24 protein-coding genes are annotated in these 24,398 nt (G+C 66.9%); 6 read left to right on the top strand and 18 right to left on the bottom strand.

What is annotated here, in order from left to right; translation table 11 throughout:
- The 9 genes from WFK61_RS01390 to WFK61_RS01350 form a co-directional block, all read right to left on the bottom strand.
- A complete protein-coding gene (locus WFK61_RS01390) occupies positions 1-807 on the bottom strand; it encodes a dienelactone hydrolase family protein (RefSeq protein WP_336809742.1) in 807 nt (268 codons plus the stop codon).
- Between the two features lie 292 nt (positions 808-1,099).
- Positions 1,100-1,576 carry a F0F1 ATP synthase subunit B family protein gene (locus WFK61_RS01385; protein ID WP_336809741.1) on the bottom strand — a complete coding sequence of 159 codons (477 nt, stop codon included), beginning with the start codon at positions 1,574-1,576 and terminating at the stop codon, positions 1,100-1,102.
- A gap of 11 nt (positions 1,577-1,587) precedes the next feature.
- On the bottom strand, positions 1,588-2,199 hold the full coding sequence (locus WFK61_RS01380; RefSeq protein WP_336809740.1) for a F0F1 ATP synthase subunit B family protein: 612 nt from the start codon (positions 2,197-2,199) through the stop codon (positions 1,588-1,590).
- An 88-nt stretch (positions 2,200-2,287) separates the two neighbouring features.
- On the bottom strand, positions 2,288-2,515 hold the full coding sequence (locus tag WFK61_RS01375) for a F0F1 ATP synthase subunit C (RefSeq protein WP_038360954.1): 228 nt from the start codon (positions 2,513-2,515) through the stop codon (positions 2,288-2,290).
- Between the two features lie 69 nt (positions 2,516-2,584).
- Positions 2,585-3,349: a F0F1 ATP synthase subunit A gene (locus WFK61_RS01370; protein WP_336809739.1), complete on the bottom strand. Its 765-nt coding sequence runs from the start codon at positions 3,347-3,349 to the stop codon at positions 2,585-2,587.
- 42 nt (positions 3,350-3,391) lie between these two features.
- Complete coding sequence (locus tag WFK61_RS01365; RefSeq protein ID WP_336809738.1) at positions 3,392-3,742, bottom strand: AtpZ/AtpI family protein; 351 nt, start codon at positions 3,740-3,742, stop codon at positions 3,392-3,394.
- Positions 3,743-4,016: 274 nt separating this feature from the next.
- Positions 4,017-7,472 carry a chromosome segregation protein SMC gene (gene smc, locus WFK61_RS01360; RefSeq protein ID WP_336809737.1) on the bottom strand — a complete coding sequence of 1,152 codons (3,456 nt, stop codon included), beginning with the start codon at positions 7,470-7,472 and terminating at the stop codon, positions 4,017-4,019.
- 222 nt (positions 7,473-7,694) lie between these two features.
- Positions 7,695-8,315, bottom strand: a complete 621-nt coding sequence (locus WFK61_RS01355) for a DsbA family protein (protein ID WP_336809736.1) — start codon at positions 8,313-8,315, stop codon at positions 7,695-7,697.
- Positions 8,316-8,407: 92 nt separating this feature from the next.
- A complete protein-coding gene (locus tag WFK61_RS01350) occupies positions 8,408-8,905 on the bottom strand; it encodes a DUF721 domain-containing protein (RefSeq protein WP_336809735.1) in 498 nt (165 codons plus the stop codon).
- Between the two features lie 182 nt (positions 8,906-9,087).
- On the opposite strand from WFK61_RS01350, the gene WFK61_RS01345 reads away from it, so the two are divergent.
- From WFK61_RS01345 to mutY, 3 genes are all read left to right on the top strand, one after another.
- Positions 9,088-9,900, top strand: a complete 813-nt coding sequence (locus tag WFK61_RS01345) for a hypothetical protein (RefSeq protein ID WP_336809734.1) — start codon at positions 9,088-9,090, stop codon at positions 9,898-9,900.
- 119 nt (positions 9,901-10,019) lie between these two features.
- Positions 10,020-10,613 carry a DNA polymerase III subunit epsilon gene (locus WFK61_RS01340; RefSeq protein WP_336809733.1) on the top strand — a complete coding sequence of 198 codons (594 nt, stop codon included), beginning with the start codon at positions 10,020-10,022 and terminating at the stop codon, positions 10,611-10,613.
- Between the two features lie 59 nt (positions 10,614-10,672).
- Positions 10,673-11,737 (top strand): A/G-specific adenine glycosylase, encoded by a 1,065-nt coding sequence (mutY, locus tag WFK61_RS01335; protein ID WP_336809732.1) that lies wholly within the window; start codon positions 10,673-10,675, stop codon positions 11,735-11,737.
- Here the strand turns inward: mutY and WFK61_RS01330 are convergent.
- From WFK61_RS01330 to WFK61_RS01315, 4 genes are all read right to left on the bottom strand, one after another.
- On the bottom strand, positions 11,716-12,444 hold the full coding sequence (locus WFK61_RS01330) for a peptidoglycan-binding protein (RefSeq protein ID WP_336809731.1): 729 nt from the start codon (positions 12,442-12,444) through the stop codon (positions 11,716-11,718). The two genes, mutY and WFK61_RS01330, sit on opposite strands and share 22 nt — an antisense overlap.
- 99 nt (positions 12,445-12,543) lie before the next feature.
- Complete coding sequence (locus WFK61_RS01325; protein WP_442896242.1) at positions 12,544-13,746, bottom strand: site-specific DNA-methyltransferase; 1,203 nt, start codon at positions 13,744-13,746, stop codon at positions 12,544-12,546.
- 340 nt (positions 13,747-14,086) lie between these two features.
- Positions 14,087-14,755 carry a ribonuclease HII gene (locus WFK61_RS01320; RefSeq protein WP_442896241.1) on the bottom strand — a complete coding sequence of 223 codons (669 nt, stop codon included), beginning with the start codon at positions 14,753-14,755 and terminating at the stop codon, positions 14,087-14,089.
- 256 nt (positions 14,756-15,011) lie between these two features.
- Positions 15,012-16,097 (bottom strand): PA0069 family radical SAM protein, encoded by a 1,086-nt coding sequence (locus WFK61_RS01315; RefSeq protein ID WP_336810087.1) that lies wholly within the window; start codon positions 16,095-16,097, stop codon positions 15,012-15,014.
- 233 nt (positions 16,098-16,330) lie between these two features.
- On the opposite strand from WFK61_RS01315, the gene WFK61_RS01310 reads away from it, so the two are divergent.
- Positions 16,331-16,816: a hypothetical protein gene (locus tag WFK61_RS01310; RefSeq protein WP_336809729.1), complete on the top strand. Its 486-nt coding sequence runs from the start codon at positions 16,331-16,333 to the stop codon at positions 16,814-16,816.
- A 151-nt stretch (positions 16,817-16,967) separates the two neighbouring features.
- Positions 16,968-17,093 (top strand): hypothetical protein, encoded by a 126-nt coding sequence (locus tag WFK61_RS01305; RefSeq protein WP_257732482.1) that lies wholly within the window; start codon positions 16,968-16,970, stop codon positions 17,091-17,093.
- 106 nt (positions 17,094-17,199) lie between these two features.
- On the opposite strand, the gene WFK61_RS01300 is transcribed toward WFK61_RS01305, so the two are convergent.
- From WFK61_RS01300 to WFK61_RS01280, 5 genes are all read right to left on the bottom strand, one after another.
- Positions 17,200-17,547 carry a hypothetical protein gene (locus WFK61_RS01300; protein WP_336809728.1) on the bottom strand — a complete coding sequence of 116 codons (348 nt, stop codon included), beginning with the start codon at positions 17,545-17,547 and terminating at the stop codon, positions 17,200-17,202.
- A 73-nt stretch (positions 17,548-17,620) separates the two neighbouring features.
- Entirely contained in the window at positions 17,621-18,502 is an 882-nt protein-coding gene (ypfJ, locus tag WFK61_RS01295; RefSeq protein WP_336809727.1) for a KPN_02809 family neutral zinc metallopeptidase, read from the bottom strand.
- Between the two features lie 107 nt (positions 18,503-18,609).
- Positions 18,610-19,614 carry a cytochrome d ubiquinol oxidase subunit II gene (gene cydB, locus WFK61_RS01290; protein WP_336809726.1) on the bottom strand — a complete coding sequence of 335 codons (1,005 nt, stop codon included), beginning with the start codon at positions 19,612-19,614 and terminating at the stop codon, positions 18,610-18,612.
- An 11-nt stretch (positions 19,615-19,625) separates the two neighbouring features.
- On the bottom strand, positions 19,626-21,056 hold the full coding sequence (locus WFK61_RS01285; protein ID WP_336809725.1) for a cytochrome ubiquinol oxidase subunit I: 1,431 nt from the start codon (positions 21,054-21,056) through the stop codon (positions 19,626-19,628).
- 115 nt (positions 21,057-21,171) lie between these two features.
- A complete protein-coding gene (locus WFK61_RS01280; RefSeq protein ID WP_336809724.1) occupies positions 21,172-21,996 on the bottom strand; it encodes a uracil-DNA glycosylase in 825 nt (274 codons plus the stop codon).
- A gap of 273 nt (positions 21,997-22,269) precedes the next feature.
- Here WFK61_RS01280 and WFK61_RS01275 point away from each other — a divergent pair, with 273 nt between their 5' ends.
- Entirely contained in the window at positions 22,270-23,949 is a 1,680-nt protein-coding gene (locus tag WFK61_RS01275) for an electron transfer flavoprotein-ubiquinone oxidoreductase (protein ID WP_336809723.1), read from the top strand.
- Positions 23,950-24,398: the final 449 nt, after the last annotated feature.

Raw genomic sequence — 24,398 nt, 5'->3', positions numbered from 1 at the left:
TCAGGGACGCTTCAGGATCGCCATCACCGCGTCGATCGCCTCGGCGCGGGCCTTTGGGTCGCTGCCGATCGTGACCATGCCATCGGGCCGCTGCGAATAGGCCGCCTTGCGTTCGCGCAGCGGCAGGTTCGGATGGTCGAAATCGTGATGGGCGCCGGGAAACCCGACGAAGCGCGCGCCGCCGCTGCGGGCGAGCTCCTCGCATGGGGCGGCCGGCGTCCAGTCATCGGTCAGCCCCTGGAAGATTGCCGTATCGGTTTGCGCCTGCCAGCCGCGCTTCAGGATGGCGCGGCAGCCGGGATAGAAGGCGATGACGTGGCGCAGACGCTTGGCCTCGGGCGCACCCGCGACGCGCAGCGCCGTCGAACCGCCATTCGACCAGCCGATCAGGGCGATACGCTGCTTCAGGGCAAAGCCCTGCTTCTCCAGCCAGTCGACGGCGGCGAAGGCGTCGCGGGCGCGGCCGGCCGGCGTCAGTGCGCGCTCGCGCTCGTTGCACAGTGCCTTGATGCCGCGAGGCCCGAAGCTGTCGACGAGGAGCACGGCATAGCCTGCGCTGGTCAGGCGCTGCGACCAGTCGTCCTCGCGAGCATTGATTTCCCCTGAACCCCTGTAGAGCCCGGCGCAGCCATGCAGGCCGATCACGACGGGGAAGGGGCCTGTACCGGCGGGGCGCGCCAGCCAGCCCACGAGATCGCTTGAATCGCGCGACGGAAAGCTCACCTTTTCGAAGGCGTTTGCGGCAGCCGTAGCCACCATGAAGGGCAGGAGCGCGACGGCGAGCAAGCGGGTGAGGCGACCGATCATCCCTAACCTCCTTAGCTTTCAAAATGTGCGATCAGGCTTGCTCGTTCGCCCTCGAACCACGGGTCATCCCGGGCTTGCCCCGGGATCCATCGAAGAGTGCCGGAGCTTTACGATGGATCCCGGATCTCCGCTTCGCTGCGTCCAGGATGACGTTGTGTTCCGCCCGCATCGACCGGCGCCGGGTGATTGCGATAGTGGCGCCCCACGCCGGAGTTCCCTCAATTGAACGCCAAAGAAAAACGCCGCGTCCTTGCGGGCGCGGCGTCATCATATCGAGCAATCGGCTGCAGGCTCAGTTGAGCTTGGCCTTGACCTCGCTCAGCCCGGCGGCGAAGGCCGCTTCGCCAGCCTTGCCGGCCATCTGGCCGCGCAGGATGGTCTCGGCCGCCTTGGTGGCAGCCTCCGCAGCCGCAGCGCGAACCTCGGCCTCGGCCTGGCTCTCGGCTTGGGCGATCTTCTCCTCGGCCGCCTTGGTCCGGCGGGCGACGAAATCGGCGAGCTTGGCCTCGGCTTCCGCCGCGAGGCGCTTGGCCTCGTCATTGGCGGAGGAGACGATCTCGGCGGCTTCGGCCTCGGCGGCCTTGCGCTTGGCATCGTACTCGGCGAGCAGCTTCTCGGCCTCCTGACGCAGGCGGCGGGCTTCCGCCAGCTCCTGCGCGACCTTCTCGCCGCGCGCGTCGAGCGCCTTCACGATCGCGCCCGGCACGCCGAACTTGACCAGGATGGCCAGGAAGATGACGAGCGCGACGCCGACCCAGAAAGTATCCATCTGAACTCTCCTCAGCCGCGCGTCAGGGCCTGGTCGACAGCCGCCGACGCCTCGCTGGCGCTGGGAGCCTGACCGGTCAGCTTGGTGACGATGGCGGCGGCGATGTCGCTGCCGAGATCGCGGACATTGCCCATCGCGTTGGTCTTGGTCTTGGCGATGGTCGCCTCGGCCTGCGCCATCTTGGCGGCAAGCTCGGCCTCGGTGGCGTGACGCTGGGCGTCGCTCGCCTTGGCGCCGGCTTCGCGCGCCGTCTGGGCGATGCCCTGGGCGTTCTTGCGGGCCTCGGCGAGGGCCTTCTCATAGGCCTGCGCCATGTCTTCGGCCTTGGCCTGCATCTCGGTGGCCTGGTCGAGATCGCGGCCGATCGTGTCGGCGCGCTCTTCCAGGATCGAGCCGAGGCGCGGCAGCGCGACCTTGGACATCAGCCAGTACAGCGCACCGAAGGTGACCGCGAGCCAGAACAGGTTGCTGGCGAAATGCGCGGGGTCGAAGGGCGGGAAGGAGGCCTTCTCGCCGCTCAGGCCCGGAGTGGCAGCCTGCGCCGCACCCGCCGCCAGAGTGGCGAACGAGCCGACAGCCAGAAGCCGTCCTTGTCGCGCGAACCCTGAAGATCGAACCGGCATAGCGTGCCTTTCAGCGCTTAAGATAAGGAACCGTCGCGCGCTTGGCCGATGGCCCGAACGCGCGACGAGAAAGCAGTCGACGAAAACGTCAGACCACGAAGAGCAGGACGAGCGCGACGACGAACGCGAAGATGCCCAGACCTTCGGCGAGCGCCGCGCCGATGAAGGCGCGCGGGAACTGGCCGTCAGCCGCCGACGGGTTGCGGAGCGCGCCCGAGAGGAAGTTGCCGAAGATGGTGCCGACGCCGATGGCGGCGAGGCCCATGCCGAGCGAGGCGAGGCCGGCGCCGATGAACTTGGCTGCAACAGGATCCATGGTCTTATCTCCAGTGTGGAACTTAATTGACAGGGGTGGGATGAACTCTCGCGAGCGCTGCCCTTGGCCTCAGTGGCCGGGATGCAGCGCGTCGTTGAGATAGACGCAGGTCAGGATCGCGAAGACATAGGCCTGCAGGAAAGCGACGAGGAATTCGAGCGCGGTCAGCGCAACCGCCAGCAGCAGCGGCAGCGGCGCGATGGCATAGCTCAGCACGGCGCCCGAGCCGAGCAGCGCGACGACGAAGCCGCCGAAGACCTTCAGGGCGATGTGGCCGGCCAGCATGTTGCCGAACAGACGAAGCGACAGCGAAACCGGGCGCGACAGGAAGGAGACGGCCTCGATCAGCACCATGAAGGGCAGGAGCCAGCCGGGCACGCCCGACGGCACGAACAGGCCGAAGAAATGGCTGCCATGCTTCACGATGCCGTAGATCAACACGACCGAGATGACGAGCACGGCGAAGGCGGCGGTGACGATGATCTGGCTGGTGACGGTGAACGAGCCGGGGATCATACCGAGCATGTTGCTGGCCAGCACGAACATGAACAGCGAGAACACGAACGGGAAGAACTTCATGCCTTCCTTGCCCATCACGCCGGTCAGCGTGGAGGCGACGAATTCGTAGATCATTTCGGCGAGCGACTGCAGGCGGCCGGGGACGACCGCACGCTGGCTCGAGCCGTAGATCATCAGCGCCGAGACGACGCCGAGCACGATCACCATCCACAGCGAGGTGTTGGTGAACGACAGGTTGATGCCGAGCGGCTTCAGCTCAACGAGATTCGTGATGTGGAATTGGTGGATCGGATCGATTCCGCCGCCGGCCGCCATGGTCTCGTTCCTCGTCGCGCGGCCCGGACGGCCGCCTTTCGATCAATTCGCCTTCGGACCGCCCTTCGACCCGGAGGTCGGACGCGAACCGAGCCGGTAGACAGCCCTGAAACCCGCGATGGTTCCGATCACCAGGAAGGCGATCAGCAGGAACGGGGACGTTCCCAGCCACCGGTCGCCGAGATACCCGATCAGGGCACCCGCGATGACACCGCCTGCAAGATCCGTCGCGGCGCGAAAGCCTGAGGACATCGCGCCCGCAAGGGCCTTGTCCTCTCCAACCGGGCTGGCGCCCGGCTTTTCGTTCTCTTCCGCCCGCTGGATCGCGGACTTCAGGGAACCCAGTCTTGCGCGCAACTCCGAGTCTGAAGCGTTTGGGTCGGGTTCGGACATGGTCTTGGTCTCCGTCTTGATCGCGTTTACGCCGCGATCCGGCGAAAAACCACTATAACCACGACCAAACCCGCGCATCGAGCCGTCGTCAGCACGGCCTCCTTTATTGGCAGCCCCCCGCGCTGTCAAGGCAGGTGGATAATGTCTAACGCATTGGAATATCTATAAATTCTGGCAAAGTGCGACAATCTTGCCGCATTGCGGGACCGAATGTGGCATTTTTTCAGCGGGGCGCGGCCGTTCCCGGCTAGGTTTTTGGGGATGATCGCGCCGCTTATCCCGCGTCGCGGATGCGCTCGGCCGTCGCGAGATCGACCGAGACCATCTGGCTGACCCCGCGCTCGGCCATGGTCACCCCGAAGAGCCGCTCCATCCGCGCCATCGTGATCGGGTTATGCGTGATCAGGATGAAGCGCGTTTCGGTATTGCGGGCCATGTCGACGAGCAGGTCGCAGTAGCGCTCGACATTGGCGTCGTCGAGCGGGGCGTCGACCTCGTCGAGCACGCAGATCGGCGATGGATTCGTCAGGAACACCGCGAAGATCAGCGCGGTCGCGGTCAGCGCCTGCTCGCCGCCGGAGAGCAGCGTCATCACCTGTGGCTTCTTGCCGGGCGGGCGGGCGAAGATTTCGAGCCCGGCATCGAGCGGGTCTTCCGAATCCACCAGCTTGAGCTCGGCTTCGCCGCCGCCGAACAGCACGCCGAACAGGCGCTGGAAATGGCCGTTGACGACGTCGAACGCGGCGATGAGCCGCTCGCGCCCCTCGCGATTGAGCGCGCCGATCGCCTGCCGCAGGCGGCGGATCGCCTCGGTCAGGTCGTCGCGTTCCCCTGAAAGGCCCTCGCGCTTGGCCTTCACCTCGGTCAATTCATCCTCGGCGCGCAGATTGACGGCGCCGAGCCGCTCACGCTCGCCCTTGAGATTGGCGAGACGCCGCTCGATCGCCTCGGGCTCGGGCAGCGCGTCTCCGGCCTTGATTCCAGCGATCGCCTGCAGGCCGTCGAGCCCGGTATCGAGCCCGTCCTCGATCTGCCGGATGATGTCGCCAACGCGCTGGCGCGCGGCTTCGAGCCGCGCTTCAGCCGAGGCACGCCGCTCGCGAGCGCCGGACAGGCCTTCGAGCGCGATGCGGGCCTGCCGGTCGGCCTCCGCAAGGGTCGTCTCGCCTGAGGCGAGCTTGTCGGCAGCGTCCCGGCGCGCATCTTCCGCCTGCTCGATTTCGGCGACGAGGCGGCGCCGTTCGGTCAGGAAGGTGTCGGGTGCTTCGAGAAGCGCCTTCTGCTCGGCGTCGGCGGCGTCGATTCGGCGTCGCGTCTCCTCGGCGCTTTGCAGGCTGGCCGTGGTGCGCTGTTTCCAGGCCTTGATATCGGCGGCGATGGCTTCGCGGCGGCGGGCGCGCAGGTCGGCTTCACGCGCGAGGGTCTGGACGCGGGCACGCGCATCGGAAGCGGCGGCCCGGGCCTCGCCCAGCGCCACGCGGGCCTTGAGCAAGCTGTTTTCCAGTTCGGCGGAAGCGGGCAGGGCGGCAAGCCCGGTCTCTTGCGCCGCGACCTGCTGCGAAGCTTCCGACACGGCCTGGCCGAGGCGCTTGATCGCTTCCGCCAGCGTCGAGCGCTTGACCAGCGTCTCGGCCGCCTTGCGCTCGGCAACGGTCAGTTGCTCGCGGGCCTGATCGACGCCGCGTCGTGCCTGCTTTGCGGCTTCGATGGCCGCGCTTTCGGCCTGTGCGGCCTGCCGCGCCTCGGCGCTCACAGCCTCCAGAGCCCGGCGCGCAGCCTCCGCCGCCTCTCGGGCCGCTTGCGCCTCGCGTTCCAGGTCGGCAAGGCGATTCTTTTCGGAGAGGCGCCGCGCCGCGGGCGAGGGGGCGTCGGCCGCGCTGGTGAAGCCGTCCCAGCGCCAGAGATCGCCCGCCTGCGACACGAGAATCTGGCCCTGCTGCAGGGAGTGCCGCAGAATCTCTCCATCCTCTGGCGTGACGACGCCGATCTGCGCCAGCCGCCGGCGGAGCGCCGCCGGCGCCTTGACATGAGCGAGCAGTGGTTGAGCGCCCGAAGGCAGGGCTGGGTCGTCCCGGCCTTCGCCGGTATCGTCCCAATGAGCGGGGGCGGTCGCCTCGGTCGAGGCGTCGAGATCGTCGCCGAGCGCGGCGCCGAGCGCAATCTCGTAGCCCTTGGCGACGCTGACGGCTTCGAGCACCGCCGGCCAACGATCACCCGCAGCGGGGGCCAGCAGCTTGCGCAGCGTGCCGATCTCGGTGTCGAGGCGCTGTGCTCGGCGGTCGGCCTCGGCGAGGGGGCCGCGCTGCCCGGCTTCGCGCTCGCGCGCCGAAGCGACGGCATGGCGCGCCGTGACGACATCCGCATCGGCGGATTTCAGCGCCTTCTCGGCAGCGGCCAGAGCCTCGCGGAGCTTGTCGAGCACGATCTTCGCATCGGAGGCATCCAGCGCTTCAAGTTCGCGGCGCAGCTTGTCGCGTTCGGCTCCGGCGCGCTCCTGCCGCTCGCGCGCCTCGCGCAACGTGCGTTCCAGAGCGCCGCGTCGCGCGGCAAGGTCGGACAGGGCGGCCTGCGCCGTGGCCTGCTCGGCTTCGGCTGCGGCAAGCGCTGCCTCGGCGGTACGCTGCGCGGCCGCTGCGGTCTCGGCGCCTGATCCGGCACCATTGCCTTCCCGGGCGAGCGCCTCGTCCTCCTCCGCCAGCCGGGCGAGGCTCTCGGCAGCGTCGCGGCCGATCGTCTCCTGCCGCGACAGGTCGGCCTGCAATTCGGCGAGGCGCTTGCCGAGTTCCTCGGCGCGCTGGCGAGCCCGCCTGTTCTCCGCTTCGAGCTCGTCGAGCCCGCGCTTCAATCGCACCAGCACTGCTGCGGCTATCGCCTCGCCCTCGCGCAGCGCCGGCAGTTCATGCGCGGCAATCGCCTGTCTCTTGGCGGCTTCGGCTTGAAGCCCGGTCTGGTCGGCGACGCCGCGCACCGCTTCTTCGAGAACATGCGCCGCCTGTGCTTCCTGGGCGCGGGCGTCGTGCAGGGCGATGACGGCGAGCGTCGCCTCGGCCCGGCGGATATCGGCGGCGAGGCTGCGATAGCGGCCTGCCTGTCGCGCCTGACGCTGCAGGGCGTCGATCTGCCCGTCGATCTCGCCGAGCACGTCTTCCAGCCGGGTCAGGTTGTCCTCGGCGCCGCGCAGCCGCAGCTCGGCCTCATGTCGGCGGCTGTGCAGCCCGGCGATGCCGGCGGCATCCTCGAGGATGCGGCGGCGCGATTGCGGCTTGGCCGAGATGATCTCGCTGATCTGTCCCTGCCGGACGAGGGCCGGCGAGCGCGCGCCTGTCGCCGCATCGGCAAAGAGGAGCTGCACGTCCTTGGCCCGCACCTCCTTGCCGTTGATGCGGTAGGTCGAACCTTCCTCGCGCTCGATCCGGCGCGTGACCTCCAGCACATCGGCTTCGTTGAAGGCGGCGGGCGCCTTGCGGTCGCTGTTGTCGAGGGTGAGCGAGACCTCGGCCATGTTGCGGGCCGGGCGCTCGTTGGAGCCGCCGAAGATGACGTCGTCCATCCCCGAGCCGCGCATGTTCTTGAACGAGCTTTCGCCCATCACCCAGCGCAGGGCTTCGACGAGATTGGACTTGCCGCAGCCATTGGGGCCGACGACGCCGGTCAGGCCCGGCTCGATCGGGAATTCCGTCGGCTCGACGAAGGTCTTGAAGCCGGCGAGCTTGAGGCGCGTCAGATGCATCGGCGCCTTTCTCCTTCTCCCCTCGGGGGAGAAGGTGGCCCGGCGTAGCCGGGTCGGATGAGGGAAGGGTAGGGCAGCGCGAACCTGCCCTCATCCGTCAGCGCTTCGCGCTGCCACCTTCTCCCACCCATCTCGGGCCTGCCCGATATGGGCATCTTTTCTCGCATGTCGGAAACATCCGACATGCGAGGGGAGAAGGAAACGCACGCGAAATCCGCTGCCTCAGTTGCCGAGGAGCGGCTCCAGGATCTTGTCGAATTCGGCGATCGTGAGCGCACCGGAACGCTTCTGCCCGTTGATGAAAAAGGTCGGCGTCGAATCCACGCCAGCCTTGGCCCCGCCATCCTTCACCACGGTGATGGCGTCATAGATATCCTGGCGTTTCAAGCAGGCTTCGAACGATTCCTGTGTGAAGCCGGCCTGCTTGACCAGCGCCGAGAGGGCATCGACCGGCTTGTCGGTGAAGGCCCAGTTGCGCTGCTGCGCGAAGAGCAGGTCCGTCATCGGGTAATATTTGTCGTTGCCGTTGCAGCGGGCCAGCATGAAGCCGGCGGTGGCCAGCGGATCGAGCGGGAATTCGCGCAGGTTGAAGCGCACCTTGCCGGTGTCGATGTACTTCTTCTTCAGCTCCGGCCAGGTCGCAGCGTGGAAGCTCGCGCAATGCGAGCAGGTCAGCGACGCGTACTCGACGATGCTGACCTTGGCGTCGGCGGAGCCGAGCCAGACATCGCCCAGCGGGCCGGCATCGGGCAGCTTGGTCTGGGCCCGCGCGGCGGTGCCGCCAGCGAGCGCGGCAGCGGCGATGCCGGCTGCGCCGGTCAGGAGCTGTCGCCTGTTCGTCATCGTGAGATATCCTCGGAAAGGTCGAAATCGGTTGGAGCTATAGAGGCCATCGCGATTGTGGCAAGAGCGCATCGTGCCGCGCACCGCTCCGCTCACGAAGCCGTGTCATCGCCTTGCGTTTTCGCGCGCAGCGCCACAGCCCGGCCGAGCTTCGCCAGCGCCTCGCGCAGCCCCTCGTCGGCGACGCCGGAAACCTGCGCCTCGACGCGCGCCGCCGTCTCGCTGTCGAGCTTCGGGGCCGGCTTCGCAACGACAGGCGCCGCCACCGGCCCCTGCTTGAGCACGAGCTTGCCGACAGCCCGCCAGCCCAGATGCGTGTTGACGCGCTCGACCAGAAGCGGCCCGAGATGCTGCATCTCCAGCGCGAAGGCGCTCTCGACCCGCACCACCATCGTCGCAGGCTCCGAGGCCTCGCCCGGCGCCGGCCGGCGCCGCGGCCAGTCGATCTTGAGCGGGCGCGAGCGCGCCGCCAGCCGCTCGCCGACGATCTCCGGCCAGAGCGAGACGATGGCGCGCCCCGCGAAGCCCTGCGCGGCGAGCGCGGGCGCGATGCAGTCGTCGATCAGCTCTGCGAGAGGTTTGGCGGACATGGCTGCATTGTGGGCACGGCGCTTGTGAGCCGCAAGCCGTAGCCTACGAATGAGCGGCGATGGCGAGATGAGATTCTGTCGTGAAGACGTTTCATCATGCCGCAATGACGGCCGGGTTCGGATGGTCCATGAAGATCGAGCAGCCGCGACAGGCTGCTCGCAATCGAGACAGAAGGAAGACGATGTCGCTTTTTGCACGTGCCGGCCTACTCGTGGCCCTTGCATTGACCATGCCGACCGCCGTCGCCGCGCAGGGCACGCAGGTTTTCCAGGCCCCCGACGGCGCCTACACGTTCAACTATCCCCAGAACTTCGCGCTGGATCACGAATTCGCCGATGGGACCGGCGACGTAACGGGCGTCACCGCATCGTCGCCGACGAATGGCGATGTGATCATCACGCTTCTCGGCCCTCGCGACGCGGGCGAGTTCAAGGAGGCGAGCGAGGCGACGCGGCGGGGCATCACGGACGCCTTCACCAAGGCGATCGCGCCTTTGCCCTCGACCACGCTCAAATCCTCGTCGATGACCACGATGCTCGGTGGCCCCGCCGTCGACATGATCTTCCAGAACGTTCGGATGCCCTTCAGCAAGGAGCGTCCGCAGCTCAAGCGCTACGTTTTCACGATCGCGAACGGCAAGGCCTATAATTTCGAGTGCATCTACCGGGCGGACAAGGCCGAGCAATTCGCGCCGGCCTGCGATCTCGCCGTCTCCACGGTCCGACTGCGGGATGCCGCGGCGAAGGCGAAGCCTGCCGGCGGCGGGGCGGCCCCGGCCGCTGCCGGAAGCTGCAGCAAGGAGGAGCTCAACAAGCGTTCCATGCAGGTGATGGAGATCACCTCCGGCATGATGATGAAGGATCAGTCGCCGACAACGATCGAGCGACTCAGGAAGGCCCACGAAGCGATCAGAGCGGTCGACGAGCGGGCCGGCCAGACGCCCTCCGCGCAGGATTGCAGGGATATCGAGGCCATCATCGCATCGCTGAAGTAACTGCGCCGCGAGGCGGTCTCCGCAAGCCCTTCGCCCCCTGCCTGCCGCGGCTGGCGGGGAGCAGGCGAAGCTCTATACAAGGGATCGCTTCAGAGGCTTGAAGGGCAACGGGAATAGCGATGGGGCCGTTTTACGTCGTCACGGACTGCGAATTCGACGGGCCGACGCCCGGTGCAAATTCCATGCTCTCGTTCGGCTCCGTCGCCGTCTCGGCCAGCGGCCGCATTCTCGGGGAGTTCGAGGCGGTTCTGGAGCCGCTGGAGGGCGCAGGCCGCGATCCCGGCACCATGGCTTTCTGGCAGAGGCACCCGGAAGCCTGGGCCGCTGCCACCAGCAATGCGGAGCCTGCCGCCACAGTCATCGGCCGTTTCGTCGATTGGGTGAGATCATTCGATGGCAAGCCGATCTTTGCCGCGCACCCGGTCGGCCTCGACGGGCTGTGGTTCGATTTTTACTTGCGTCGCTTTATCGGGCGCCCGCTGCTGGAAGGCCCGTGGGTCTCCGACCGCCTGTTTTCTCACGCGGCGCTTTGTCTGATGTCCATGGTTGCGGGCAGCACGGGGCGGGGGCATTGGGAATGCGATGTGGAGAATTATCCCGCCGAATGGCTCGGCGATGTCGAGCATACGCATCGCGCGATCGATGACGCGCGTGGCTACGCAAACCTCCTGAGCTTCGTCATCCGGGGCGGACGTGCGGCGGACGGACGTTAGGACGGTTCCCGTCGATCCCGCCCTTCCGCAGCCATGACCTCTCGGGCTACATCGACCTCATGACTCCAGAGGCCCGCGCCGCCGATCTTCTCGCCTGGTACGACCGTCATCGCCGGGCGCTGCCCTGGCGTGCGGGCGCGGGCGAGCGGCCCGATCCCTATCGCGTCTGGGCCTCCGAGATCATGCTGCAACAGACCACGGTCACGGCGGTGAAGCCCTATTACGAGCGCTTCATGACCCGCTTTCCGACCGTGAAGACCCTCGCCGAGGCGCCCTCCGAGGAGGTCATGCAGGCCTGGGCCGGGCTCGGCTACTATTCCCGCGCCCGCAATCTCCATGCCTGCGCCAAGGCGGTGATGGAGAACCATCGTGGCCGCTTTCCCGATACCGAGGACGAGCTTCGCGCCCTGCCGGGCATCGGCGCCTATACGGCCGGTGCCGTCGCGGCCATCGCCTTCGACCGGCCGGCGGCGGCCGTGGACGGCAATGTCGAGCGCGTCATGAGTCGGCTCTTCGCGATCGAGGACGAACTGCCCGGCGCCCGGCCCCTGATTCGGGAGCATGTGCTGGCGCTGCTGCCGCATGGTCGCCCCGGCGATTTCGCTCAGGCGCTGATGGATCTCGGTGCCACCATCTGCACGCCGCGCAATCCCGCCTGCGGCCTCTGCCCCTGGCGCGAGCCCTGCCGGGCGAGGATCGCCGGCACGCAGGAGAGCTTTCCGCGCAAGGCGCCGAAAAAGGCCGGCGTCACCCGCTATGGCGCGGCCTTCGTGCTGACCCGGCAGGATGGCGCGATCCTGCTGCGCACCCGGCCGGCCAAGGGCCTGCTCGGCGGTATGGCCGAGGTGCCGACCAGCGAATGGCGGGCCGATTACGAGCTCGACGGCGCGGCGCAGGATGCGCCCTTGCCCTTGAGCTGGACACAGGTCGCGGAGCCGGTCCGCCACGTCTTCACGCATTTTCCGCTGGAGCTGACGGTGTTCACCGGCAGCGTTCCTGCGCGCACTCAGGCCCCGGCCGGCATGCGCTTCACACCACTGGCGAACCTGTCCGGCGAGCCGCTGCCGAGCCTGATGCTCAAGGTGGTCGAGCGCGCCGGGCTCTACAATTCGAAGACGCGATAGGTCATCGTCGGCAGCTCGACGGACCATTTGAAATAGCCCTTCGAATAGATCTTGCCGCGGTTCGGCGGCCAGGGATCGTGGATGCGCAGCGTCGTGCCGGTGCCGTCCGGGTTGCCGTCGCCGCGCATGCCGACGATGACGATCATGTGGCCGGGGCTGCCGCGGCCGGCCGTGTACTCGTCGACGCGCCAGAGCATGTCGAACATCAGCGGCCCGCGCGAGACCGCCTGACGGAGCTGCTCCACCGACCATGACTGCGGTGCATTGCAGCGCAATCCATGGACGCGGCCATAGCGCTGGCCGGTCACGATCGCCTGGTCGCTTTCGGAGGAGTTCAAGAGCCCGCCATCGGAGGCGATCATATCTGGCGGCGTCTTGGCGATGATGATCGGCACGGTCGATTTCTTCATCATCGCCGTCGAGGTCGCCCAGCACGTCGTGTTGGTCGGCTGCGCGATGAAGGGGACCTTGTGCAGGATCGGCGCGAAGGCCTCGGTGTCGTAGAGGCAGGCCTGGGTCGCAGGCCCCGCCTGGCCATCCTCGACCAGCCAGTTCTTGCGCTGGAAGGCGATGACCGCGTTATGCGTGAAGGTGCCGAACTGGCCGTCGGGCACGAGTTTGGGCACCGGCTTGAGCTTGGCGTTCAGCGCTTCCTGAAGCGTCTTGACCTCGGGCCCGCGGGAACCGGTCTTGAGGATCGTCGCCATGCTGCCACCCTCGCTGTCATGCGTGCGAAGATGCGCGTGTCCCTGACGGGCGCGCATCCTCCGAACGAATGAGCGATAGCGGCGCTCTTGCCTGCCGATTCAGGCTGCGGCCATCTGTGCCCTGATCTCGCCGCGCAGCGCGTCGAGCACGGTGAGCCCGCCTTCGCGCTCGACATGCCAGAAGGTCCAGCCGTTGCAGGCGGGCAAGCCCTGCGCCAACGCACCGACCTTGTGGATCGAGCCGACCGCCGGGCCGAGCAGCAGCGTGCCGTCGGCACGCACCGTCGCCTTGTAGCGGCGCTTCTCATCATGGACGGTCTCGCCGGCCTTCACCAGCCCGGCTTCGACCAGGCTGAGGAAGGGCACGCGCGGCTCGCTGCGCTTGGAGGGCGCGGTCGAGAAGGCTTCCGGCGCGAGCGGCGTCACCGCGGCGATGCGTTCGCGCGCGGCCTTGGCATAGACCGGGTCGCGCTCCAGCCCAATGAAGCGGCGGCCGAGCGCCTTGGCGACGGCGCCGGTCGTGCCCGTGCCGAAGAACGGATCGAGGATGATGTCGCCTGGATTCGAGGCGGAGAGCAGCACGCGGGCGAGCAGGGCTTCCGGCTTCTGCGTCGGATGAACCTTGGCGCCGCTCTCGTCCTTCAGGCGTTCCTCGCCGGTGCAGAGCGGCAGATACCAGTCCGAGCGCATCTGCAGGTCGTCATTGCCGCCCTTCAATGCCTCGTAATGGAAGGTGTATTTGGAAGCTTCGCCACGCGCCGCCCAGATCAGGGTCTCATGCGCATTGGTGAAGCGCCGGCCGCGGAAGTTCGGCATCGGATTGGCCTTGCGCCAGACGATGTCGTTCAGCATCCAGAAGCCGAGATCCTGCAGCGTCGCGCCGACGCGGAAGATGTTGTGATAGCTGCCGATGACCCACAGCGCCCCGTCCGGCTTCAGGATGCGGCGGGCAGCCGACAGCCAGTCGCGGGTGAAGCGGTCGTAATCGGAGAAGGAGGCGAATTTGTCCCAGTCGTCGTCGACGGCATCGACGAGGCTGTCGTCGGGCCGGCGCAGATCGCCGCCAAGCTGGAGATTATAGGGAGGATCGGCGAAGATCAGGTCGACGCTCGCCGGGGGCAGGGCGTTCATCGCAGCGATGCAATCGCCGACGAGGACCTGATCCAGCGGCAGCTCCTGAGGAATGCCGATATGTTCGGGAAGGCTCTTGGCCTTCATCCGGGTCCCCAGTGCAGGCCGTCCGGTACGCGAAACCTGAATCCGGACGGGAGCACTGGCGGTCCCGGTACGCGAGATACCCATGACGCCAAGACCGTTACGCAACTTCAACGAGGGCGATATTGGTCAGACAGGGTAAAGGTCGGGTTTCCGCTTTGAAAAAAATGCGTCCCATTCTGGGGCTGCAACTTTTGCCTAGCCTATTGGGAATCAAAGGAAATTCGTAAACGGCGGTTAACGTCTGGAGCTGCCGTTACGGCAGTTTACAAGGGCGGTCCGTTTCCCTCTTGGCCAAAACAGGCCGTCATGCTCGGACTTGACCCGGGCATCTCGTGACATGGGGGCGCCGGGACCTCTTTCCGGAAGGGATTATCGGGTCTGCGCTTCGCTCAGCCCGAGAATGACGCGCAGCGGAACAAGGCTTCTACCGGAACCAGACGCCCTTCACCGGTGCGAAGGAATAGCGGTGCTCGGGGCAGGGGCCGTGTGCGGCGATCGCCTTGCGGTGCTGCGGCGTGCCGTAACCGACATGGCCGGAGAAGCCATAGGCCGGGTAAAGCTGCGAGAGCCGCGCCATCATCCGGTCCCGCGTGACCTTGGCGACGATCGAAGCCGCCGCGATCGAGGCGACCTGTCCGTCCCCATGGACGATCGCCTCGCAGGAGCAGGCGAATTGCGGCGGGTCGTTGCCGTCGACCAGGATGTGGAGAGGTGTCAGCGGCAGGGCGGCCACGGCGCGGCGCATCGCCAGCAGCGTCGCCTGCCTGATGTTGATGGCGTCGATTTCCGCAGCGGTCACGCTGGCGATGGATACCGCCAGCGCCCGTTCCATGATCTCGCCGAACAGTTCCTCGCGGATCGCGGCCGACAGCTTCTTCGAATCGTCGAGCCCGTCTGGCACCCGCCCGGGATCGAGGATCACCGCCGCCGCGACGACAGGGCCCGCGAGCGGCCCGCGCCCGACCTCGTCGATTCCGGCGAGTGGCCACAGGCCGTTGGCAATGGCGGAGGTCTCGCGGCTGAAATCGGCGGGCATGGCGGGGTTATGCAGCAGGCCGGGGCATAGGGCCAGAGCGGCGAGGATGCGCTCCACCGGCTAACGTGCATTCACACCGCCATGCTCGTGCCCGACTTGGTCGATGCCGGAACCGCGGGAAACCCTCTCCCGGAGGGAGAGGGCAGGGTGAGGGGTAGGCCGTCGGACGCCATGGTTGCAACCCAACCGCGGCAGCTGTGAGGGGCCACGCAACTGGTCCAGCGGCCGACACCTCACCCCTACCCCTCTCCTTACAGGAGAGGGGATCCCGCGGTTTTCAATTGTCTCGTCGCGCTGCCCGGAAACCCAACCCTCAAAACAGGCTCAACTGCGCCTTCTCCTTCTCCGGCTTCACGAAAAGGTCCGTCCGCAGCCGTCGCCGCGTTGCGTTGAAGCCGATGCGCTCGGCCGCCATTTCGAAGCGCCGCCCGATCATCCAGGCATAAGGGCCGGAGCCGACCATGCGCTGGCCCCATTGCGAATCGTAGTCCTTGCCGCCGCGCGTCGAGCGGATCAGCGACATCACATGCCGGAGCTTGTCGGGGTGATGCGTCAGCAGCCATTCCTGCACTATGTCGCGGACTTCGAGCGGCAATCTGAGCAGCACATAGCCGGCGGCTTCGGCGCCCGCCGCCTTCGCTGCGTCGAGAATGCGCTCGATCTCGTGCTCGTTGATCGCCGGGATGATCGGCGCCACCAGCGCCGTGACCGGGATGCCGGCTTCCGACAGCTTGCGGATCGTCTCCAGCCGCTTGGCGGGGGAGGCGGCGCGCGGCTCCATCCCGCGCGCGGTCTTCGGGTCGAGCGTCGTCACGGAGAGCGCGACCTTGACCAGCCCTTTCTCCGCCATCGGCGCGAGGATATCGATGTCGCGCTGGACCAGTGCCGATTTCGTGACGATGCCGACGGGGTGGTTGAACTTCGCCAGCACCTCCAGGATCTGGCGCATGATCCGGAGCTTCTTCTCGATCGGCTGATAGGCGTCGGTATTGGTGCCGATCGCGATCGTGCGCGGCTGGTAGGAGGGCGAGGATAGCTCCTTCTCCAGCAGCGCTGCCGCATCGGGCTTCGCCGTCAGCTTGCTCTCGAAGTCGAGCCCCGGCGACAGGCCGAGATAGGCATGGGTCGGCCGGGCGAAGCAGTAGACGCAGCCATGCTCGCAGCCACGATAGGGATTGATCGAACGATCGAAGGAGATGTCCGGCGAGTCGTTGCGCGTGATGATGGTGCGCGCCTTCTCATAGGCGATCTCGGTCGAGAACGGCGGCAGCTCCTCCAGCGAGCCCCAGCCGTCATCCTCGGTGACGCGCTGCTCCATCTCGTAGCGGCCGCCCGGGTTGATCGTGGCGCCGCGCCCGCGCCGCCTGTCGGGATCGATGCGGTGGCCGGCATAGGCCATCGGGTCGGCGGGGGCTACGACCGGCGCGGAAACGCTCGGCTCCCTGTCAGCTCGCCGCAGGGGCTGGGCCGCCGGGAAGGGCCGTAAGGTGGGTCTGGCCTGGGGCATGGCTTCCGAACCGCGTCACGCGCCGGGAATCGACGCGTTCTGGTCTCATGTAGAGTGAACATATAGGGAACAAAAAGCAAGTGACGGGATTGTGGCATGCTGCGTTGCGGCATAGGATTTTGCTCATGCTCACAGCCGTGATCCGCAGCGATGGTTCCCAGCAGGCGCTCGCCGCGACCCTCTCCGTGCTGATTCCGGCCGTGGCGGAAGGCTTTCTCGGCCACGCGGTGCTCGTCGATACGGTTGGTTCGCCCGAGACGGAACGGGCTGCCGACGCGACCGGTGCCCGCTATCTGCGCGCGAGCAACGGCAGCGCCTGGCAGGACGGCGCGGCCGGTGCGCGGGGTGATCGCGTAGTCCTGTTCGATGCCGGCGACGTGCCGCAGGCCCATTGGGTGCAGGCCGTGGAGCGCCATCTTCTGGTGGCTGCGGCGAAGCCGGCCCTGATTCCCGCAAGTGGGATCGCCGCTTCCCTGCGCGAGCGGCTGGCCTTTTCACTGGGCGCCCGCAGGCTCGGGGCCGGGCTCGTCATGCTACGCGCGGCGGCTGCGGCCGGCCGCATCGACCGGGCGCCGGTGCGCTTGCCGGTCGTGCGGGAGCGGGCCGGCTAGGCCGTTCTCGCGCTCCACAATGTCATCGGCCGGTCATGCTGCAGGTGCATGGCAGATCGCGTTTCGCGGCGGAACTTGTGCGATGCAGCATAAGTTCATATGTTGACGGTTGCCCAAAGCACCTCCCTCAGACCTTCGAAAGGAGAGACCCATGCTTGACCGGCACGATTCCTGTTCAGCGTTCGAAGCCGAGCGCGAAGAGGACAAACGCGAGGAACAGCAAGAGGACGAAGATACGTTCTCGCCTCGCGTGCATCAGGAAGGATTCTGGAGCTGATAGCTCCATGAAAACGAAGCGGAGGGCTGGATGCCAGCCCTCCGCGCCGAATGTGGATGTCGCGGGCCCGGTTCGGGCCCGTTCTGTTGTCCGGGCCTTGCCGGCGTTACCAGCGGCGGTCGTAGTTGCGACGGGGGCCATAGGGCGGCGGGCTGTCATGGCGCGGGCCGTATCCGGGGCCGCGGCCGTAACCGGGACCCCGGCCGTAGCCACGATCATAGCCGCCAGGGCCACGTCCGCCGCCGCGGTTGTAGCGCCGCTCCGCTTCCAGGTTCCGTTGGATCATCATCATCCGCTCGCGCTTCGCGGCGCTGGCGGTGAAGGCGATCGGCTGAGCGTCGAGCTGCTCGGCCAACGCCGGCGGAAGCGTTTCGCTCACCGGTGCTGCCGACGCTGCCGGCGCCATCATGGCTGCGCTGGCGGCAAACGCCGCGGCGATCAGGAAATGGCGCATGAGAGGTCTCCAGTGGCTCATCCGCGCAACCTAGGTCGATAAGGATAACGCGGTGTGAACGATGGAGGTCGCGTCAGACCGGGTTCCGGAACGTGTCGCAGCGCTGCATGGAGCCGGACTGGAAGCCGACATTGAACCATTTCGTGCGCTGGGCCGAGGAGCCGTGCGTGAAGGAATCCGGCACCACGACGCCCTGCGATGCCTGCTGCAGCTTGTCGTCGCCGATCGCGGCGGCCGAGCGCAGCGCTTCCTCGATATCGCCCTGGTCGAGCCGGCCCATCGCCTGGATGTTATGGGCCCAGACGCCGGCGAAGCAGTCCGCCTGCAGTTCGATCCGCACCGAGATCGCGTTCGCGTCGCGCTCGGAGGAGCGCTCGCGCAGCTGGTTGGCCTTGGGCAGGATGCCGAGCAGGTTCTGGATGTGGTGGCCGACCTCGTGCCCGACGACATAGGCATAGGCGAAGTCGCCGCCGCCGCCGAGCTTGCGCTGCATCTCCTGGAAGAAGGAGGTGTCGAGATAGACCTTCTTGTCGGCCGGGCAATAGAACGGCCCCATCGCGGCCTGCGCCGTGCCGCAGCCCGAACGGTCGACGCCCGAGAACAGCACGAGGCGGGGCGGCTGGTAGCGGGTATTGGCCTGCTGCGGCAGGATTTTCGACCAGATATCCTCGTTCTGCGCCAGCACGGCCGAGACGAAGCGGCCCATCTCGTCCTGCGGCGGGCCGGAGGAGCGGCGCGTCTCCTGCGTCTGCGGGCGCCCGCCGATGCCGCCGATCAGCTCTGCTCCGCCGATGAGCAGGCGCGGGTCGATGCCGAGCGCCCAGCCGAGCAGGCCGAGCACCACCATCGTGCCGATGCCGACGCCGCCGCGCCCGCCCGGCATGCCGGCGAAACCGCCGCCGCTGCCACGCCTGTCCTCGAGATTCTCGGACTGGCGGTAATCTTCCCACTGCATGAAGGCGTCCTCGGCGAAGCGTCCCCGCAATCTCGCCGGGAGAGGCGGGGAACTCAAGTCGTCTTTGCAGGCCGCTCCTGAACGTGCGGTGACTGCGCCGGTTCCGCTCAGTGGTAGCCGCTGTCGGCCCTGACCTTGCCGCGGAAGGTCCAGTACACGAAGGCCGTGTAGAACAGGATCATCGGCAGCAGGAAGGCGACGCCGATCAGCACGAAGACATGGGAGGAGGGCGCTGCCGCTGCATCCCAGATCGTGACCGAGGGCGGCACGAGATAGGGAAAGTTCGAGATCGACAGCCCGAGGAAGCAGAGCAGGAAGATCGCGATGGTGAAGGCGAAAGGCGTGAATTCATGCGCGCCATGGAGCCGCTTCCAGGCCATGTAGCCGCAGAGCGCCGTCAGCACCGGGAAGGGCCAGAGCAGGGCGAGATTGCCCGGCGTGAACCAGCGCTCGGCGATGCGCGGATGCGCGAGGGGCGTCCATAGCGAAACCAGCGCGGCGAAGCCCATCAGCGCCAGCAGCAGCGTCCTGGCCTGCCGGCGGGCCCGCTCCGCGACCGGCCCGTCGGTCTTGAAGATCAGCCAGGTCGCGCCGAGCAGGGCATAGCCCACCACGACGCCGATGCCGCACATCACGGTGAAGGGCGTCAGCCAGTCGAACGGGCCGCCGGCGAACTGGCCGTTCGCGACCGTGACGCCCTGGATCAGGCCGCCGAGGATGAGACCCTGCGAGAAGGCGGCGACGGTCGAACCGAGCCAGAAGGCGAGGTCCCAGCGGCGGTGATGCGGCTTGGCCACCCAGCGGAACTCGAAGGCGACGCCGCGGAAGATCAGCGCCAGCAGCATCAGGATGACCGGGATGTAGAAGGCCGGCATGATGATGGCATAGGCCTGCGGGAAGGCGACCCAGAGCCCGCCGCCGCCCAGCACCAGCCAGGTCTCGTTCCCGTCCCAGAACGGCGCGACCGAATTCATCATCTGGTCGCGCTCGCCCTCGTCCTTCGTCGTCGGGAACAGGATGGCGATGCCGAGGTCGAAACCGTCGAGCACGACATAGAGCATCACGGCGGTGCCGATCAGCCCGGCCCAGATCACGGGGAGGTACCATTCCATCGGTCGTCTCCTCAGATCGCGGGCTGGATCTTGTCGTCGCCGGGCTTGCCGTCGCCGAAGATCGCGGCGGCCTCCCCCTGCGCGGCCTTGAGCGGGCGCTGCGACGGCTGCTCCGGTGCGTCGTCGCCGGATATCTCGTCCGGCCCCTTGTCGATCAGGCGGTTGATCAGCAGGATTCCGGCCGTGAAGACGACGGAATAGACGCAGACGAAGAGCGCGAGCGAGATCGCGACCTGCAGCGTCGTGACCGGCGAGACGGCGTCGGCCGAGCGGATGATGCCTGTCGCCAGCCAGGGCTGGCGCCCGACCTCGGTCACGAACCAGCCGGAGAGGATGGCGATGAAGCCGGCCGGCCAGGTGTATTGGGCGATCCAGAGCCAGCGCCGCGATTCGAAGACGGTGCCCTTGCGCCAGAGCCAGGCGCCCACCCAGCCGAACAGGATCATCAGCACGCCGATCCCGACCATCGCCCGGAAGGCGAAGAAGGGGATGAGCACGGGCGGACGATCCTCGACCTTGAAATCCTTCAGGCTGGGGAAGAGCGCGTTCATGCTGCCATGGGTGACGAGGCTGGCGACGCCGGGGATCGAGATCTCAAAGCGGTTGAGCTCGGCCTTCTCGTCGGGCCAGGCGAAGAGCACGAGCGCGCCGGGCTTGGACGAATCCCAGTGCGCCTCGATCGCGGCGAGCTTGGCCGGCTGGTAAGTCGCGGTGTCCCGGCCATGGAAGTCGCCGATCACGGCCTGGAGCGGCGCGGTCAGCGCGATCATCAGGATCGCCATCCGCACCATCGTCTTGGCCGATTCGGTGCGGTGTCCGGCGAGCAGGTGCCGCGCCCCGGTTGCCAGCACGACGAAGGCGGTCGTCAGATAGGCCGCCGTCATCATATGCGCGAAGCGTAAGGGGAAGGTCGGGTTGAAGACGATCTTCATCCAGTCGACGGGATAGGCGATGCCGTCGCGCACCTCATGCCCCGCCGGATACTGCATCCAGCTATTGGCCGAGAGGATCCAGAAGCCGGAGAGCGCCGTGCCGCCCGCGACGATGACGGCGGAGAGGAAATGCAGCCAGGGCGGCACGCGCTTCCAGCCGAACAGCATCACGCCGAGGAAGGAGGCCTCGAGGAAGAAGGCCGAGAGCACCTCGTAGCCGATCAATGGCCCGATGACGTTGCCCACTGCCGTCGAGAACCGGCTCCAGTTGGTGCCGAACTGGTAGGACAGCACGATGCCGGAAACCACGCCCATGGCGAAGGAGACCGCGAATATCTTGGTCCAGAAGCGCGCGAGCAGATGGAATTTCGCATCGCCCGTCTTCAGCCACAGCCCGAGCAGCGTCGCGATATAGGCCGACAGCCCGATCGTGAAGGCGGGAAAGACGATGTGGAAGGAAACCGTGAAGGCGAACTGGATGCGTGAGAGCAGAAATGCATCGATGACCATCGCAGAACTCCGTCGGCCACGCCCTCAAGGCGCTGGGTAACGCCCGCTGGGGCGCTTCTGGATGTGATCTAATGTAACTCTGCCTTGTGTCGCCCCTGCGCGCAACGTCGCTGCGTCAATTCTTCCCGTCGAGCGCGGTCTTCAGCGCCCGCAGATCGCGCCAGGCGAGGCGCTTGTCGAGCGGCCGCCGCAGCAGGTAGGCCGGGTGCAAGGTCGCGATCGCCCGGATGCGCCGCGTGCCCGTATCATATTCCACCCATTTGCCGCGCGAGCGCAGGATACCGGTGAAGCCGAGCAATCCTTGGGCCGACGGGCCGCCGACGCAGACCAGGATATCGGGATCGGCTAGCTCGATCTGGCGCTGGATGAAGGGCAGGCAGATCGCCACCTCCTGCGGCGTCGGCGTGCGGTTGCCCGGCGGCCGCCAGGGCAGCATGTTGGCGATATAGACATCGTCCTTCCGGCTCAGCCCGATCGCTGCCAGCATCCGGTCGAGCAATTGCCCTGAACGCCCGACGAAGGGCAGGCCGATCCGGTCCTCGTCGGCGCCGGGCGCCTCGCCGACCATCATCACCCGTCCCTCAGGGTTACCATCGGCGAAAACGAGGTTCTTGGCGGTGGCCTTCAGCGCGCAGCCCTCGAAACCGGCGAGCGCCGCTTTCAATTCATCGAGCGTGCGGGCCTCCCGCGCCAAAGCCTTGGCGCTGACCGTGGCGTCGTCTGGAGCCGTCGCAGCCGCCGCCATCGGCCGCATAGGAGCCGCCGGGCGGCCGGGCAGGGGCCGCAGGCGCGGCTGGCCGTTGCCGCCGGCGGGAACCGGATCGGCGAAATGATTGCGCGGCGTCTCATCGAGCGCCTCGGTCACGCCCATCTCGGCGTACCAGCTCAGCAACTCATAGGGATCGGGCGCGTCGGGGCCGACTGCATCGGACAGGCTCATAGGGGCATCCTATACCCTGCAAGGCCGCTTCGCGAGCCGACGCAGTTGCAAAATGGAACGCGCGCTTGGATAGAGGGGTTCCAGACTATAGCATCGGACCGAAAAGTGGATTCCACTTTTCGGAAAAATCCGATGCGATAACAAATGGCTAGATCGCCATCGCCGCGTCCGTTCGGGCGCGTGGCGATCTAGCTGAAGCCGGCATTGAACGACCTGGCAAAATAGTTCATATATAAACTATCACGCGACGCGGTTGCTGAGGCGGAGGGCAGGATGGATCTCAAGGAAGCGCAGAGCGAACCGCGCGAGAGCATGGACTATGACGTCGTCATCGTCGGCGCCGGCCCTGCTGGCCTGGCTGCGGCGATCCGGCTGAAGCAGCTCGACGAGAACATCTCCGTCGTCGTGGTCGAGAAAGGCGCCGAGGTCGGCGCCCATATTCTCTCCGGCGCCGTCATCGATCCGATCGGCCTCGACAAGCTGGTGCCGGATTGGCGCGAGGACCCCGATCGTCCCCTGACCACCGAGGTCAAGGAGGACGTCTTCTACTTCCTGACCCAGCCGAACGGCATCCGCCTGCCGAATTTCGGCATGCCCGCGCTGATGAACAACCACGGCAATTTCGTCGGTTCGCTCGGGCTGGTCGCCAAGTTCCTGGGCGCGCGCGCCGAGGCGCTCGGCGTCGAAATCTATCCGGGCTTCGCTGCCGCCGAGCTGCTCTTCAACGAGGACGGCTCGGTCGCCGGCATCGCCACCGGCGACATGGGCATCGCCAAGGACGGCACCGTCTCCGACCGCTTCACCCGCGGCATGGAATTGCGCGGCCGCTACACGCTGCTGGGCGAGGGCGCGCGCGGCTCGCTCTCCAAGATCGCCATCAAGAAGTTCGCCCTCGACGAGGGCCGCGAGCCGCAGAAATACGGCATCGGCCTGAAGGAACTCTGGCAGGTCAAGCCGGAGAAGTTCCACAAGGGCCGTGTCCAGCACTCCTTCGGCTGGCCGCTCGACAACAAGACCGGCGGCGGCTCCTTCCTCTATCATTTCGACGACAACCTGGTCTCCGTCGGCTTCGTCGTGCATCTGAACTACCAGAACCCGACGCTCTCGCCCTTCGACGAGTTCCAGCGCTTCAAGACCCATCCGCTGATCCGCGACACCTTCGAGGGCGCCAAGCGCATCGCCTATGGCTCGCGCGCCATCACCGAGGGCGGCTTCCAGTCGGTGCCGAAGCTGACCTTCCCGGGCGGCGCGCTGATCGGCTGCGCGGCCGGCTTCGTCAACGTGCCGCGCATCAAGGGCAGCCATAACGCGATCCTGTCGGGCATGCTCGCGGCCGAGAAGCTCGTGCCGGCGCTGCAGGCGGGCCGCCAGCATGATGAGGTCGTCGAGATCGAGACCAGCTGGCGCGATAGCGCCATCGGCAAGGACCTGAAGCTCGTCCGCAACGTCAAGCCGCTCTGGTCCAAGTTCGGCACCTTCCTCGGCATCGGGCTCGGCGGCATCGACATGTGGCTGAACCAGCTCTTCGGCTGGTCGCCTTTCGGCACGCTCAAGCACGGCAAGCCGGATTTCGCGACGCTGAAGCCGCTCGCCGAGGTCACGCCGATCACCTATCCGAAGCCGGACGGCAAGATCTCCTTCGACAAGCTCTCCTCGGTCTTCCTGTCCTCGACCAATCACGAGGAAGACCAGCCGGCGCATCTGAAGCTGACCGATCCGTCAGTCCCGATCACGCAGAACCTGCCGCTCTATGGCGAGCCGGCCCGGCTCTACTGCCCGGCGGGCGTCTACGAGGTGGTCTATGAAAACGCCGAGACCAAGGCCAATCCGCGCTTCGTGATCAACGCGCAGAACTGCGTCCACTGCAAGACCTGCGACATCAAGGACCCCGCCCAGAACATCACCTGGACGGTGCCGGAAGGCGGCGGCGGGCCCGGCTACGCGAATATGTGATCGCGTTCGGCTTGTCTTCGGAGTGGTCGACTATTCGATCGCTCTTAGTCGGCACCGCCCTTGTCATTCCGGGGCTTCGCGCAGCGAAGAGCCCGGAACCCACGACTGGGTGAGCCGCCAACAACCGCGTATCGAGTGTGTCACCCGGTCGTGGGTTCCGGGTTCGTGCCTGCGGCACGCCCCGGAATGACAATCGGCGTGCAGGTCCATCCGCTGAAACAAAAAAAGGGCGCGCCGGCAGGCGCGCCCTTTGTCGTCAGACCGGGTCTGATCAGCCCTTGCGGACGATCGGGGCGACCGGCTTGGTCTCTTCCTTGGCGCAGCCGGCGACGAAGCCGCCGAGAAGCGCGACAGCGGCAACGCTCAGAATGATCTTCTTCATTGGAATAGTCCCAGTGGAATCGCTGCATGAACCGCAAGCGGATCGAATATAGGCACGATATCCTTTG

This window comes from Allobosea sp. MMO-172 (assembly GCF_037147855.1).
In the GTDB taxonomy this organism is placed as follows: domain Bacteria; phylum Pseudomonadota; class Alphaproteobacteria; order Rhizobiales; family Beijerinckiaceae; genus Allobosea.
The sequence above is the reverse complement of the archived record's forward strand: the minus strand, read 5'-3'. Positions and strand labels throughout refer to the sequence as shown.